This is a genomic window from Chitinophaga pollutisoli (genome assembly GCF_038396755.1).
In the GTDB taxonomy this organism is placed as follows: domain Bacteria; phylum Bacteroidota; class Bacteroidia; order Chitinophagales; family Chitinophagaceae; genus Chitinophaga; species Chitinophaga pollutisoli.
Map to the genome: position 1 here is coordinate 1,909,676 of NZ_CP149822.1, position 14,776 is coordinate 1,924,451.

13 protein-coding genes are annotated in these 14,776 nt (G+C 55.1%); 6 read left to right on the forward strand and 7 right to left on the reverse strand.

Translation table 11 applies throughout. The features are described from left to right. Positions 1-23 precede the first annotated feature (23 nt). Together WJU16_RS07795 and WJU16_RS07800 are read right to left on the reverse strand one after the other, a co-directional pair. On the reverse strand, positions 24-2,012 hold the full coding sequence (locus WJU16_RS07795) for a putative porin (RefSeq protein ID WP_341837758.1): 1,989 nt from the start codon (positions 2,010-2,012) through the stop codon (positions 24-26). A 30-nt stretch (positions 2,013-2,042) separates the two neighbouring features. Beyond that, complete coding sequence (locus tag WJU16_RS07800) at positions 2,043-2,855, reverse strand: purine-nucleoside phosphorylase (RefSeq protein ID WP_341837759.1); 813 nt, start codon at positions 2,853-2,855, stop codon at positions 2,043-2,045. Between the two features lie 120 nt (positions 2,856-2,975). On the opposite strand from WJU16_RS07800, the gene sucC reads away from it, so the two are divergent. The 4 genes from sucC (at position 2,976) to WJU16_RS07820 (ending at position 6,893) form a co-directional block, all read left to right on the forward strand. Beyond that, the gene (gene sucC, locus WJU16_RS07805; RefSeq protein ID WP_341837760.1) at positions 2,976-4,190 is read left to right on the forward strand and encodes an ADP-forming succinate--CoA ligase subunit beta; all 1,215 of its coding nucleotides are present in this window, start codon (positions 2,976-2,978) and stop codon (positions 4,188-4,190) included. A gap of 231 nt (positions 4,191-4,421) precedes the next feature. Further along, positions 4,422-5,426 (forward strand): DUF4407 domain-containing protein, encoded by a 1,005-nt coding sequence (locus WJU16_RS07810; protein ID WP_341837761.1) that lies wholly within the window; start codon positions 4,422-4,424, stop codon positions 5,424-5,426. A 48-nt stretch (positions 5,427-5,474) separates the two neighbouring features. After that, positions 5,475-5,885 carry an OsmC family protein gene (locus WJU16_RS07815; protein ID WP_341837762.1) on the forward strand — a complete coding sequence of 137 codons (411 nt, stop codon included), beginning with the start codon at positions 5,475-5,477 and terminating at the stop codon, positions 5,883-5,885. Between the two features lie 105 nt (positions 5,886-5,990). Then, positions 5,991-6,893, forward strand: a complete 903-nt coding sequence (locus WJU16_RS07820; protein ID WP_341837763.1) for a nuclear transport factor 2 family protein — start codon at positions 5,991-5,993, stop codon at positions 6,891-6,893. Positions 6,894-6,895: 2 nt separating this feature from the next. On the opposite strand, the gene WJU16_RS07825 is transcribed toward WJU16_RS07820, so the two are convergent. The 5 genes from WJU16_RS07825 to WJU16_RS07845 are packed head-to-tail and all read right to left on the reverse strand — an operon-like array spanning position 6,896 to position 9,006. Further along, positions 6,896-7,516, reverse strand: a complete 621-nt coding sequence (locus WJU16_RS07825; RefSeq protein ID WP_341837764.1) for a SprT-like domain-containing protein — start codon at positions 7,514-7,516, stop codon at positions 6,896-6,898. Positions 7,517-7,519: 3 nt separating this feature from the next. Further along, positions 7,520-7,918 carry a hypothetical protein gene (locus WJU16_RS07830; protein ID WP_341837765.1) on the reverse strand — a complete coding sequence of 133 codons (399 nt, stop codon included), beginning with the start codon at positions 7,916-7,918 and terminating at the stop codon, positions 7,520-7,522. Beyond that, complete coding sequence (locus tag WJU16_RS07835) at positions 7,908-8,144, reverse strand: AtpZ/AtpI family protein (protein WP_341837766.1); 237 nt, start codon at positions 8,142-8,144, stop codon at positions 7,908-7,910. The genes WJU16_RS07830 and WJU16_RS07835 overlap by 11 nt, the downstream gene beginning before the upstream one ends. Next, positions 8,098-8,556: a polymer-forming cytoskeletal protein gene (locus WJU16_RS07840; RefSeq protein ID WP_341837767.1), complete on the reverse strand. Its 459-nt coding sequence runs from the start codon at positions 8,554-8,556 to the stop codon at positions 8,098-8,100. Before WJU16_RS07840 ends, WJU16_RS07835 begins: the two co-directional genes overlap by 47 nt. 54 nt (positions 8,557-8,610) lie before the next feature. After that, positions 8,611-9,006, reverse strand: a complete 396-nt coding sequence (locus tag WJU16_RS07845) for a hypothetical protein (RefSeq protein WP_126245397.1) — start codon at positions 9,004-9,006, stop codon at positions 8,611-8,613. A gap of 231 nt (positions 9,007-9,237) precedes the next feature. On the opposite strand from WJU16_RS07845, the gene WJU16_RS07850 reads away from it, so the two are divergent. Together WJU16_RS07850 and WJU16_RS07855 are read left to right on the forward strand one after the other, a co-directional pair. Further along, positions 9,238-12,222: a tetratricopeptide repeat protein gene (locus WJU16_RS07850; RefSeq protein WP_341837768.1), complete on the forward strand. Its 2,985-nt coding sequence runs from the start codon at positions 9,238-9,240 to the stop codon at positions 12,220-12,222. A 101-nt stretch (positions 12,223-12,323) separates the two neighbouring features. Further along, the gene (locus WJU16_RS07855) at positions 12,324-14,759 is read left to right on the forward strand and encodes a transglycosylase domain-containing protein (protein ID WP_341837769.1); all 2,436 of its coding nucleotides are present in this window, start codon (positions 12,324-12,326) and stop codon (positions 14,757-14,759) included. The last annotated feature ends 17 nt before the right edge of the window (positions 14,760-14,776 follow it).

Here is a 14,776-nt window from a genome sequence, read left to right on the forward strand (position 1 = left end):
TTTTCCGGCAACGGGCCATCAGTTTACGAACCACCAGCGCAGGCCCACCCGGATACCAAAGTTGTTCGACGGGTACAGGGGGAAACAAAGTTGTTGTCCCATACCAGCGAGTTCAGGTTTTCGCCTCGGACGTAGGCCGACAGCGATTTGATCCGGAAATGCACGAAAGCGGCCACGTCGGGCATATTGGAAATCTGCTGCACGTTCTGGTAGAAGAACTGACCGAGAACGGGGGAATATTCGTCCGCATAGTACGGCGTATTGTATTTGCCTTCCAGGCCGGTGTAGAGATTCAGGTTTTTGAAGAGCTTGGCGGTGTATGCCACGCGGAGGCGCGCCCATACCGTGGGCAGCTGCAGGGGCGCGGTGCCCGCCAGCTGCTGGAAGGCCACGTCGCCGTCGAAAGTGAAGCTTCTCACATCGATGCGTTTGTAGGCCACGAGCTGGAGGAGGTTGAACAACCCGCTGTTCTGGGCGCTTTCGGTGAAGCTTTTGAAGTAGGTGTAATTGGTGTACAGGAAATAGTTGGCAGAGAGGTTGTACTTCCCTTTTTTATTGTCTGCCCTCAACTGCACCTGCGTGATATTTTCTTTACTGAGGCTGTTGTTGGACCACTCTTCACCGTAGCGGGTACCGAAGTAGCGGTACACGTACGACGGTTCGCGGTTCACGTTGTTGACCATGAGGCTTACATTGCCGAGGGTTTCGTTGAGATAGCGGCTCAGGCGGCCGTAGGCCGAGAAGTCGCCGGCGTTCTCGCCGATGGGATAGAGCTCGCCTTTGGCCTGGAGGTCCCAGCGTTGGTTGCGGGTTTTATTCCGGTATTCGCCATGGAGGCGCAGGTTGGTGAAAGATTCCTCTCTCAGCTCGCTTCCCTGGAATTGTCCTTTGATGATCTCGAAGGCCGCGCCCACGCGGATGAAGTGCGCCTGGTTCCCGCGCATGGGGAACTGCATGAGCGAGATGTCGTTGCTGAACACGCGCCAGCGGTGGCGGGTGCGCAGGGTATCCGGATTGTTCAGCGGTACTGTGAGATTATAGAAAGTGCGGTAGTACAGCGAATCAGGCGCCGCATCCTGGAAGCGGTAGGTGTTTTCGGTGTAAGTAAGCGTATGCTCCACGCGGAACACCGGGTCGAACTTGTAGTACTGGGTGGTATCGTTCACATGCACCGTGTCGCCGTGGCCCCAGTCGTATTGCTGGCGAACGAGGATGCTGGCGTCCTGGTTATAGCTTTTGGTGGGGATGTTGGTGTTGAGAAGTCCTCCGAGGCCGGGGTTGTTGCCACCCAGGCGTACGGGCACGAGGCGCCGGTCTTTGTTGTCCGGGTCGCTCAGGTCCGCGGGGTCCATCACACCGCCGTTTTCGCCGCCATTGATTTTATTGAGGTAATAGCTGAGGTAGAGGTGATAGCGTTTGTCCTGGCTGTTGTAATTGGCCGTTACATTATAGGTATCGTGGTTGGTGGCCTGGTTCTGGAAGAAGCCCGGGCTGTTCACTTTGCGGTACTGGAAGGAGAAATTGAATTTCTCGCCCCGGTTCTGCGTGTGTTGCACGTTGATCATCTGCTCCTGCTTGGCGCCGATGAGGTACCACAGTTCGGAGAAGGGGCGGTTGGTGTTATAGAATTTAGCGTTCTGGTGGTTGAAGGCGTACACGTCGTAGGCGTGGAACCCGGGATCGAATCCCGGCAGCATGCGGGGCGTGAACACGAGGTTGCGGGCGGCGTTGCCGTTGTTGCCCAGCGTCATGTAGGTGGAGGGGAATCCGAGGTAGTTCAGCGAGAAGTCGGCGATGGTGGAGTCGATGGTGAAATCGGTGGGCTCGTCGAGGAACCGGTAGCGGAGCGTGAGCGTATCCGGCTCATGGTCGTGCTTGGTGGTATCGCGCTGCATGCTGGTGTTGCCGCCGCCGCCCATGCCGCGTCCGGGAAGGCGGCCGGTGTTGAATTGTGCCTTAAGGGCGGTGCCGGTGCAAACCAGCAGGAAGAAAAGGATCGAGAATTGCCTCATCGGGATGATTCGTGTAAGGTCCGGCATATGCTACAATTGCCGGGCCAGTTCGCTGAAAATATAAGTTAAATGTGGTTCCGCCGATTTGGCGGCGGCCAGTACCTCTTCGTGGGTGATGACGTTTTCCTCTTCCCGGATGCCCAGGTCGGTGATCACGCTCATGGCAAACACGCGGAGGCCGCTGTGGATGGCCACGATCACTTCGGGAACGGTGCTCATGCCCACGGCGTCGCCACCGATGATGTGCATGAATTTGTATTCGGCCCGCGTTTCGAACGTGGGGCCCTGGACGCCAACGTACACCCCCTCATGCAAAGGTATCCCCTTCCCTGCCGCGATGCTTTTGGCGGCGGCGATGAGGGATTTGCTGTAAGGCTCGCTCATATCGGGAAAACGGGGGCCGAGGGCGATGTTGTTGGGACCGCGGAGGGGATGCTCGGGCTGGAGGTTGATATGATCGGTGATGATCATCAGGTCGCCCACCCGGAAATTCGCGTTCATGCCGCCGGCGGCGTTGGAGATGAGGAGGGTTTCGATGCCGAGGGCCTTCATCACGCGGACGGGGAAGGTGACCTGCTGCATGGAGAGCCCTTCATAATAATGGTATCTCCCGGCCATGGCCACGACCGGTTTGCCGGCGAGCTTCCCGAGGATGAGCCGCCCCGAATGGCCTTCCACCGTCGCCGGTGGAAAGTGGGGGATCTGGTCATAGGGGATTTCGGTCCTATCCGTTATCTCCCCCGCCAGGTTGCCCAGGCCGCTGCCCAGGATGATGCCCAGCACGGGGCGCTCCTTGGCGAATTGCTGTATGTAAGCCTTCGATTCGTTGATCTGTTCCAGCATATCCATCCGGGTTTTATGCCCCGCAAAGTTAATTCTTCGTTGCATATCATCCGCCCCCTCCAAAGAAATCCCCATATTAAAACATAAAATGCCTAAATTAGCGGCCAAATTTGTATTCCGATGAATTTACACGAGTACCAGGCTAAAGAACTGCTGAAAAAATACAATGTACCGGTACAGGAAGGTATCCCGGTTGACACGCCCGAAGCTGCCGCAGAGGCTTACAAGCAACTGAAGGTGCAGTTTGGAAACGAGTTCGCCGTTGTAAAGGCGCAAATCCATGCGGGAGGCCGCGGGAAAGGGAAAGTACGTGGTACCGAACAACGCGGCGTTGCCGTGGGTAAAAACGCGGAAGATGTAAAAACCATCGCCGGAAATATCCTCGGTGGCACCCTCGTTACGATCCAGACCGGCGAAGCCGGAAAGGTTGTCAATAAAGTATTGGTAGCGCAGGACGTTTACTATCCCGGCGCCAATCCCATAAAGGAATTTTACCTCTCTATCCTCCTCGACCGCGCCACCGGCCAGAACGTGATCATGTATTCCACCGAAGGCGGTATGGACATCGAGGAAGTTGCGCATAACACGCCCGACAAGATCTTTAAAGAATGGGTATACCCCGGCGGCAAGCTCGAAGGCTTCCAGGCGCGTAAAATCGCCTTCAACTTCGGCCTCTCCGGCGAAGCTTTCAAAAACATGGTGAAATTCGTGACCAACCTGTATAACGCATACGTTGGCCTCGACGCTGCCATGCTCGAAATCAACCCCCTCTTCAAAACCAGCGACGAAAAAATCATCGCGGTGGATTGCAAACTGAACCTGGACGACAACGCACTGATCCGCCACCCCGAACTCGTTGCCCTGCGCGACATCACCGAAGAAGATCCTACCGAAGTGGAAGCAGGCAAATACAACCTCAACTTCGTGAAACTCGACGGTAACGTGGGTTGCATGGTGAACGGCGCAGGCCTCGCCATGGCTACGATGGACATGATCAAGCTCTCCGGTGGCGAACCCGCCAACTTCCTGGACGTAGGCGGCACCGCCAACGCCCAAACCGTGGAAGCCGGTTTCCGCATCATCCTGAAGGATCCGAAAGTGAAAGCCATCCTCATCAACATCTTCGGCGGTATCGTTCGTTGCGACCGTGTGGCGCAAGGCGTTATCGACGCTTACAAATCCATCGGCAACATCAGCGTTCCCATCATCGTTCGCCTGCAAGGCACCAACGCTCCCGAAGCCAAAGCCCTCATTGAAGAAAGCGGCCTGAAAGTACAATCCGCGATCCTCCTCAGCGAAGCGGCAGCACTCGTAAACAAAGCCGTAAGCGCATAAGCCGCCGGTTTTATCATATTTTTCCTGGGAAAGACGGTCGGTTTGACCGTCTTTTTCTTTTGTAACCGGCACCATTCCCCTGCCCCGGCCCCCGTTGTGTCACTCCCTTCAACGGCAGCGCGCTGTCGGCGGATGCATCCGCGGTAATTTTGCGTTCCGGGCCGAAAAAATGCCTATTTTTATGGTCCATCCTTCCTTGCTAAAACATGACGGCCTAAAATCACGAACAGCATGTTACGAATCCGTCATTTCTTCCTTATCTGCTCGGGCGCTCACCTGCCCCTGCTTCGCCGCGCACCTGCCGAAACCAACAAGTACGCCGGCATCGGCGCCACTATTTTCTTTACCGGCCTCTTTGCCGCCCTCGCAGCCGGTTACGCCTTATGGACCGTTTTCCGGACCCCCTGGGCTGCCGTAGGGTTCGCCCTGCTGTGGGGCCTCATGATCTTCAATCTCGACCGCTACATCGTGTCGAGCCTCAAGAAACGCGACCGCTTCGGCAAAGAGCTCTGGATGGCATTGCCGCGTATCATCCTGGCGGTCATGATCGCCGTAGTAATCTCCAAACCCCTGGAGCTGAAGATCTTCGAACGTGAAATCCTCGCAGAGCTCACCCTCATGGAACAGGAGCAACGGCAGGCGGAAGACTCCCTCGTCCGTGGCGCCTTCACCGCCCGCAAGGCAGAACTGGCCACACGGATGACGGCCCTCCAGGCCCAGGTTGCCACACAAACCGCCCGCGTCGACACCCTCCAGCTGCGCGCCCAGGAAGAAGCCGACGGCACCGGCGGCTCCCGCGTCAAAAATCTTGGCCCCATCTACAAAGCCAAAAAAGCCGACGCCGACAGCGCCACCGCGGCCCTGCAAGCCCTCCAGGCACAACGCGCCGCCCTCACCGCCGATATCCGCGCGGAAGACGATAGCCTTGCCGCACGCATCCTCGCCCTCGAACGCCACAAACCCGACGGCATGGCCTCCCGCCTGGAAGCACTCGGCCGCATCACCCAAAAAAGCGCCCCCATCCAATGGGCCAACTGGTTCATCATGCTGCTCTTCATCGCACTCGAAACCGCACCCGTATTCGTAAAACTCATCTCGCCACGGGGACCCTACGACGATCTGCTCGACCAACACGAATTCACTTTCGCCATGCATCGGAAAGAAAAGAAAGCTATCCTCCAAATGCAGACCGACACCCGCATACGCAAAGCGGAGGAAGAAACCGCATACGTGTAGCCACCCACATTTGCTAATCACCCGAAGTTTGCGTACATTAAACATACTATGCAGGTACATCTTAAAACCATCCATGAAACGAGTGCGGCGGCTGGCTGGGCGGGCCCGCGCAGTCTCGTCATCGACCGTACCCCACGCGCAGGCGGACTGGGTATCGGGTTCAGCGGGGAAGAATTGTTCATGATGTCGATCGCCGCGGGTGTCTGCAACAGCCTGTACCGCGAAGCCGCGGAACGGGGCATCCCCGTGGCCCACGTGGAAATCGTGGTCAACGGCGACTGGGGCGGCGAGCCCGTGCAGGCGCGCAACATCCGGTACGACATCACACTGGAATCCACCGCCCCACGTGAGGAAGTGGAGGCGCTCATCCGTAGCGTAGACCAAACGGCCGATATCCCCCAATCGCTGCGCGCGGGCACCCCGGTAAAACTCAATTCGATCGACGTGCGCAAGGGCTAAAACAGCCAGGGAACAGCGACCGGTTGCGGGAATACCGGCAAATCTTCCGGTCATTTATCCGGGAATAGCATGCATTTTTCCAGGTATCCTCATAAATCCCTTTCCATGCAACCCCTACACATCCTCACATCCGGCTTTCTGTTCCTTTCCCTGCACCTGCATGCGCAAGATGCAAAAACGACCATACAGTCCGCTGGCCAACGGCAGGCGGAAGCTTTCCACCAGGGCCGCGCAGCGGAGATCAGTGCGTTTTATGCGCCGGAGGCTGTTGTCATGCCCGAGTTCCATTCCATTCTTTATGGCAGCAAAAGCGTGGGACAGTATTTTGACCACTGGCTGCGGGGTACCGGTTACAGCCAAGTTACCCGGCAGATCGCGGATATCCGGGAGTCGGGGGCATTCGCCATCGAAGCGGGCACATTCCAGCAGCAGTTCGGGCAAACCGGGAAAGATACCAGCTTGTACAACGCCAAATACCTCCGCGTCTGGAATCTCCGCGACCGGAAAACCCCGCGCATCATAGCGGAAATCTGGGGCTCGGTGCAGTGGTTCGAGCGGTCGGTGCTCCCGCAGATACCCGACTTCCCGGCGGCGGCGCCCGCTTCTTCCGTTGCCCCGGCGGTAGCAGTACAAATCACGCGACGGAACGAACAGATCAGGCAGCTCGTGTCCGCCAGGAACGGCTCGGCGCATGCGCAATTGTTTGCGCCGGATGCGATTTATATGCCTTATTATGAGCAAATGCACGTCGGGTTCGACAGTATACAGGCGTATTTCGTACGCCACGAAAGGCCCGACGACCTTCTCATCGATTCACTCGATATCCGGTATGCCAATATGATCCAACTCAGTGAAGACCTGGTGCTGGAGAACGGATATTATAAAGTCCGCTGGCATACGAAAGCCGACCCAACAGGCGGCACCGGCAGCGGGAAGAGTGTGAATATCTGGAAGAAAGAAGAAAACGGGGAATGGAAACTATTCCGGCAGATGGTCAATCATGACTGACATTACTCGCTAACGAGCTCCACTTCATAAACGGGACTGAAAAGATACACCCGCCGTGATTCGACTTCTTCGCAACGGATGCGCTTCCGGATTTTTTCCCCGCGCCGGAAAATGCGGCCGTCTTTCGTCCGGAAGAGCTGGCCAATGGGGAGTTGTTCCACCAGGTAATGGTTTTCTTTTTTGCGGTCGTACCGCATAAGCACGCGCATAAGCTCTTCATCGGAGCAGGAAGTGGCGCCGGGGTTGTGGAGACTTTTGCGGACGGCGGTTTCGACGTCGATCGGCATATAACCTTTGCCGATGAATTCTTTCAGGATTTTACCGTATTCGTTTTTCCATTCACGGCCGTGTGCGGAAACGGAATTGCCGTAGATATTAAAAGTGGTGAGATGGGCGATTTCGTGGAGAAGGGTGAGCAGGAAAGCGTATTTGTTCAGGCCACCGTTGATGCTGATGCGGTGGCCCTTGCCCTGAAATGGGTGGCGATAGTCGCCGAGCACGCTCTGGCGCTCGCGGGTGATGGTTAGGTGGACCCGGAATTCGGTGATGTAGGCGATTACCTGCTCGAAAGTGCTTTCCGGCAGGTAGGCAGCCAATGCTTGTAAAGGATGTTCTTGCTTCAACGGCTACTCAGGTTTCTTCTGCCGGATGCTGGCGCGGAACAGCTGCCAGGTTTCCAGCACGGTATACACGAGGTAAAAGAACAGCAGGATGAAGATGGTGGCCTTGCTGACGTGGTCGCGGTTGGCGAATACATACGCGCCGATGCCCGCCACGCAGAGCACAAGCTTGCTCAGCGTGGAGGCATAGACAGATCTTACGAAAACGTTCGGATTGGCCGCAGACAGGCCTTTTTTGCTGCGGGAATAACCAACCAGGGTAATGAGCGCGAGCACGATATTGCCGATAATGAGAACGGGGAAATGCACGCCCAGGGAGGTGAGCCATCCTTTCTCCAGAATAAATAACAAACTCGTAATCGCCGCGAACACTGCCGCCAGCCAGAAAATAAATTTATCGGTCATGCCTGCTGGTATCTTTTACAATTTGCCACAAAAGTAGGGCTAAAGCGAGTAAAGAAAAAATGATCATGAACAAAGGAAAACCCAGGTCCACTTTTTGGTCCAGCAGGTAACCCAGCCATAGCGCCACACCGATCCCGGCCATCATTTGGAAGGCCAGTCCGGCATACCGCAACAGCAGGTTAGACGGCTTCTGTTTCTGTTTCTTCCTGGATGACGGGTCTTCCATGTTTGGATGCTGCGGTGGTGGCTGACTCGGAGCGCGCAGGCGGAGCGTCGGCCGGGTCCATATAGCAGCGGCCATTGAACTTCACGGTGGGCTCCATTTCGAAATGCGCGGTATAGATATCGCCTTTGATGTAGGCGTTGCCTTTCAGGAACAATAAATCGTCTACCTTGATGATCCCGGTCACTTTACCGAGGATATCGGCGCTATTGCAGATCAGATCTCCCAGGATCTCCCCTTCCGGTCCTACCACGATTTTCGCTTTGGTAGAAACCAGGCCTGTTACCTGTCCATCGATACGGATATCCCCTTCACACACAATATCCCCCTGAATAGTGGTTCCGTTCCCGATAAGGTTGATGTTAGACGAAGGCATAATGCTCTTGCCTTCACTTTTCTTACTTTGGTTAAACATAGGTCAGAAGGTTTTTCGTTTTAATAAAGATGGTGTAAGATAGTGAAAAAATATTTAATAGGTACTGTTTTCGACTTTCGGGACCTTCAGCATGGTGGTATCCAGCTGGATGTTGCCTCCGATTACATTTTTCAGGTTCTGGAGGTAGCGGTCGCGGGTGGAAATGGCGCGCTCGAGGGAATCGGTGCGCATTTTAAGCTGCAGGAACTCTTTGCGCTGCTTCAGGTCGCCATACCCCGGGATGTAATACCGCAGGGGAGTGAACACCACCGTTGCCACCGTAATCGCTACCAGGAGCACAAACAGGGTGCTCAGGGCCACGTATACGCTCATGCGGGATAGCCGGAAAGCCGTCACTTCCTCATAGGTATCGTCGTTCATGATCACCAGGCGGTATTTATGGTTCAACCGGTCGAGGCTTCTCCCCTTATTTTTGTCTTCAGTAGCCATATGTCTGCAAAGATGTAAAGATTGAAGATTTTACCGAAATATCCATCAAAAATTCATAATTTGTAAAAACGAATTACGAAAAGCCCCAAGTTAGCCCCTATTACGCACAGACGTGAAAAAAATTATCCTATCTTTAAAATATTTTTTACCATAAAAAAGTTAATAAAGAAGTATTTACCGACCTGGCTTTACATGCATTGTTCTAATATATCTCTATTACGTGCCGGATTGATGGGATGGATATTCGTATTCGCCGCTTCCGCCACGGTTTTCGGACAGGAAAAACCTGCCACACAGCCCCCGGCCAGGCCCGAGAAGCCCCTTAAGGTGGAAGACCGGCGCCCCCCGTCAGAAAAAATGGCCTCCAAGCCGTACTCCTTCACCCGCAGGGTGGTACAGAATACCGTGACCCGGTACAACTATTACTATCACGCAAAACTTAAACTGGAAAAAGTCCTCGCCGGCATCAACAGTCAGCGGCAGGACAATTATAATATCTTCCTACCCTTCTACCCTTATACTGTCGAAAAGCTCAACCTCGACGTTAACGAGCTGGACTCCGTGATCCACAAAGCCTCCGTGGCCGTGCAGATCCACGATCCGCGCGGCCGCTGGATCGACGATTGCTATCTCCTCGTAGGGAAGGCTTATTATTACAAAGGCGACTGGGAAAATGCCTTTACCACTTTCCAGTTCATCAATACCAAATTCGCGCCCAAAAAGAAATCCGATTATAACGCGGTGGTGGGCAGCAACCAGAACGACTTGCTGTCGATTTCCAGCCGCGAAAAGGAAAAAACCTGGTACGACCGCCAGTTCCGGCATACAGTGGCCCGCAACGACGCATTTCTGTGGCAGGCGCGCACCCTCATCGAGCAAAATAAGCATGACGAGGCGCAATCGCTGCTCAACATTCTCGAAACCGACCCTTATTTCCCCCGCCGGCTCGACGGGCAGCTGGCCGAGCTCCAGGCCTGGAAATTCTATAAACAGGGCATGTACGCCGAAACCATCGAACCGCTGAAAACAGCCCTGAAGAAAGGCAGCAGCGGCCGTGACCAGAAGGCGCGCATGTACTACATCCTCGGACAGCTCTACGCCTGGAAGGGGCAGCACGACTCGTCCATGACCGCCTTCCGCGAGGTGATCGCCGCCAAACCCGACGCCACGATCGATTTCAACGCCCGGGTGCAAATCGCCAAAGCCAATACCAAAGTGAATGGCGGCAGCCTCGAAGAAAGCATCGCCGCGCTGCAAAGCATGCTCCGTAAAGAACGCTTTTTCCCCTTCCGCGACGCGATCTGGTATAATATGGCGGTACTGTGCGCCAATGAAGACCCCGAACGCGCCATTGCTTTTTTGAATGAATCACTGCGGGTGGAAAGCGCCAACATGTTCCAGAAAACCCTGACTTTCAAAGGGATGGCAGACATCAACTATTTCCGGAAAAATTACCGCGACGCACAACGATACTACGACAGCACCGCTTCCATTATGGGGCCCGATTTCCATGACCGCGACGTTGTGAACGCCCGGAAAGAAACGCTGGGCGCGGTGGCGGAGAAAGTGCAGATCATTCATGACGAAGACAGCCTGCAGCAAATCGCCAGTCTTTCCCCGGCAATGCGCGACTCCTTCCTCGTCGCCCAGGTGGCCGCCATCAAGGCCGCCAAGAACCCGCCGGTGGAAAGCGGAAAGAAAGGCGGAGGCACCTCCGCGAGGGACAATGCGCCTTTCGCCGTCAGCAAAAACAACAATAATTCGGCTTTCGGTCCCAATACGGAAGGTGGTGAGTGGTATTTTTATAACCAAACCAATAAATCATCCGGGTTCAGCGAGTTCCGCCGGCGCTGGGGCAACCGTGCACCGGTCGACAACTGGCGCCGCAGCCAGGCAAGTTCGTTGCTAGCGGGTAACAATAATTCCAGCAGCATCGGCAGCGTTCCGGAAACGGAAGGGACCGAAGGCAGCGGGGCGCCGTCCATCGCCGACCTCCCGGCCGACAGCATCACGACAACGTTGCTGGCCAGCCGCCTGCCCGATACCCCTGAGAAACTGGAAACTTCCCGTTCGCGCCAGCAAGACGCATTCTACGATCTCGGCAAACTTTACAACGATAAGCTCGACGATACCCGTGAGGGGATTCATACCTACGATTCCCTGCTCCTGCGGTTCCCGGAACATCCGCGCAAGGTGGAAGTGCTTTACAGCCTGTATGCCTGGCATAACAAGCTGAATCACAACGACCAGGCAGCGAAATTCAAGAACCAGATCCTCACCCAGTTTCCCGGCAGCCAGTACGCCAGCATCCTAACGTATGGCCTGGAGAAGAAGGAGGACAAGGAGAAAACGCAGGCCGCCGCAGCCATTTATGAAGCCGCGTATAATGCTTTCCGCAGTGGAAACTACGATACCGTGTTCGTGTTGCGCAAGGTATCCGATTCCACGGTGGGTTACAGTTCGCTTCAGCCGAAATTCGATTTGCTGGAGGCTATGGCCATCATCAAAACGCGCCCCGACGACGAAGGCAAAGCCGCCATCGCTTCGGTGATCACGAAATATCCGGGAGACGCCGCCATACTCGGCCAGGCCAAAGCGATCCAGGAAGCCCTTGAGCGCCGCCAGCAGCTGACCGAGTACCTCGCCAACCTGGAAATCAAACGCGACAGCAGCGGAACGGCCATCGTAGACGAGAACATCCGCATCCGGTATCCCTGGCAAACACCAACGCCCGACCTGCCGGACTCCCTGGCCCTGAAAGCCAAAGCGGATTCCGCGGCAGCCGTGGCAAACATGACACCTCCCGCCCCGGTGAAACCTGTAACTCCTTACCAGCTTGGCGACGAAAAGGCATCGATTCCGCACTTTGTGGTGATCCACTTCGACCGGGTTTCGAAAGTCCTGATTGACGAGGCCGTGACCCAATTCTCGAAATACAACAGCGAAAAACACGCATCCCAGCAGCTGCAAACCAGCATGTATGCCCTTACGCCGAATGAAATCATGGTGATCGTAAGGTTGTTCCCCGATGAGAATAAAGCACTTACGTATTTCGACGAGGTGTCCCGCGTGGCAAGTGAAACCATTATCCCGCGGATACGGCCCACCGACTACCAGCTATTCATCATTTCCAGGGAAAACTTCATATTGTTAAATAATACCAAAGACCTGGAGGGCTACCGCAAATTCTTTGGCAACAACTACATAACGGAATAATATTTGCGATACAAACAAGTTAGCTATGCCGCCCGGCCTATGAAACGCAGGGGAAAAAGCATAATTTTGCAGCAAACAGACTGTTTCACACTTTTTAATATATGAGAAAATCCGTAAAAATATTATGGGTAGTTTTCGGGTGCGGGGTGTCCTTATTCCTCATTCTGCTCCTGCTGATCAATCTCCGGCTGATCGGACACATGCCCAGCATGGAGGAACTGGAAAACCCGCGAACGGCCCTCGCCTCCGAAGTGATCGCGGAAGATGGTACCATCATGGGTAAATATCTCCAGGTCGACCGTTCCAATGTCGACTACAAGGATATTTCCCCTAACGTTTTCAACGCCCTCCTGGCCACGGAAGACCGGAATTTCTACAGTCACTCCGGCATCGACGCCAAAGCCACGGCGGCCATACCTTTCTACCTGATGATCGGGAAGAAACGCGGCTCCTCCACCATCACCCAGCAGCTGGCGCTTAACCTGCAGCAAGACGGCGAAGGCAAAACGCGTTCCCGCAACCTGGTGGTGCGCTCTTTCCAGAAGCTCTCGGAATGGGTAATCGCCATTAAGCTGGAAAGAAACCTCACTAAAAAGGAAATCATCACGTTATACCTGAACACTGTCGCGTTCGGCGATAACGTGTACGGCATTGAGAACGGCGCACGGACTTTCTTCAGTAAAGATCCGGCCCGCCTGTCCATCGAGGAAGCCGCCACACTGGTGGGCATGCTCAAAGGTTCCACCCAATATAATCCCCGCCGCAATCCCGTAGTAGCGCTCAACCGCCGCAACACGGTGATCGCCAACATGGTAGACGAAGGTTATATCACAAGCGCCGAAGGCGAGGCCGCAAAGGCCCGTCCGATCGTGCTCCGCTATAACAAGCTCGACCACAACAAAGGGCTGGCCCCTTACTTCCGGGAAGTATTGCGCGGCGAACTGAAAGCCTGGTGCAAGGAGCATAAAAAACCCGATGGCACCGAATACAACCTGTACCGCGACGGCCTGAAGATTTACACCACTATCAATCCCCGCATGCAACTGTATGCCGAAGAAGCAGTGGCGCATCACCTGAAAGACCTCCAGAAATCCTTTCAGCAGCAGTCCAACATCAAATCCGGCAAGATCTGGACAGGACCGATCGCTTCCAGGGACCTGCAAAACTTCATCAAAGACACCGACCGCTACCGCAGCATGAAGGAAGAAGGCGCCAGCGACGAAGACATCGAAAAGGCATTCAACACGCCCACGAAGATGAAAGCCTTTGGATGGCGCAGTTATACCAATACAGACCAGAACGAGATCGATACGACGATGACGCCGGTCGATTCGATCAAATACCACCGCGCCATTCTCCAGTCCGGCTTTATGGCCATGGATCCTGAAAGCGGCGAAATCAAGGCCTGGGTTGGCGGCCCGGATTTCCGTTATTTCAAGAACGACCACGTGTTCAAGACTACGCGGCAGGTTGGTTCCACCTTCAAGCCGTTCCTGTACCTGTTCGCCCTGATGAACGGATTCAACCCGAATACGATGCTCCCCAACGAGCCCGTTACCATTGGCAACTGGACGCTCTCCCGCAACTCCGAAGGCAGCGTGGGCGGCTCCATCAGCATGGCGGGCGCGCTGGCTAAATCGCTCAACCTGGTGAGCGCATACCTCATCAAGCAATTCGGCGCCAAGTCATTCGCCAATTTCGCGAACGACAAAATCGGCTTCAAGTCGACCAAGATCGAACCGTATCCCTCCATCGCACTGGGGGTTTCTACGATCTCGCTGTACGACATGCTCCGTGCCTATACGATGTTCCCCGCCCGCGGGGTGATCACTACGCCCATCTACATTACCCGCATCGAAGACCGCTTCGGCAACATCCTCGAAACATATGTTCCCGAGAAGAAAGAAGTGATCAGCGAGATCGATGCCTACACCATGGTAAAAATGATGGAAGGCGTGACCGCAAGCGGCGGTACCGGTGCCCGATTGCGCTTCCGTTACAACATCCCCGGCGAAGTAGCGGGTAAAACCGGTACAACGAACGATAATACCGACGGTTGGTTCCTCGGCTACACCCCGCAGCTGCTGGCCGGCGCCTGGGTAGGTTGCGACAACAACTACCTCCGCTTCAACAGCACCTCGCTGGGCCAGGGCGCCAATACCGGCCTCCCCATCTTCGCGATGTTCCTGCAAAAAGTGTATGCCGACAAAACCCTCGGCATCGACCCGAATTCCAAATTCCCCATTCCGCCGAATATGCACAACGACCTGTATTTCAACTATGAAAACAACATACAGCCGGGCGCGGAAGCGGAAGATGTCGGCAACGGCGGGGCCAGCGATTATGAAAGCATCGACGTGGGCGCATACGGTGAACCTGTAGAACAGCCAAAAGAAACACCGAAAGACGCCCCGAAGGAACAAAAAGATCCAAAGGAAACTCCGAAGGAAAAAGCCCCAAAGCGCGACGAGCCTCAACAATCACCAGGCTCCCAACCCAAAGCCCTGATGCCAGCGAAACCGAAGAACAACAACTAACATAACCAGAAAGAGCG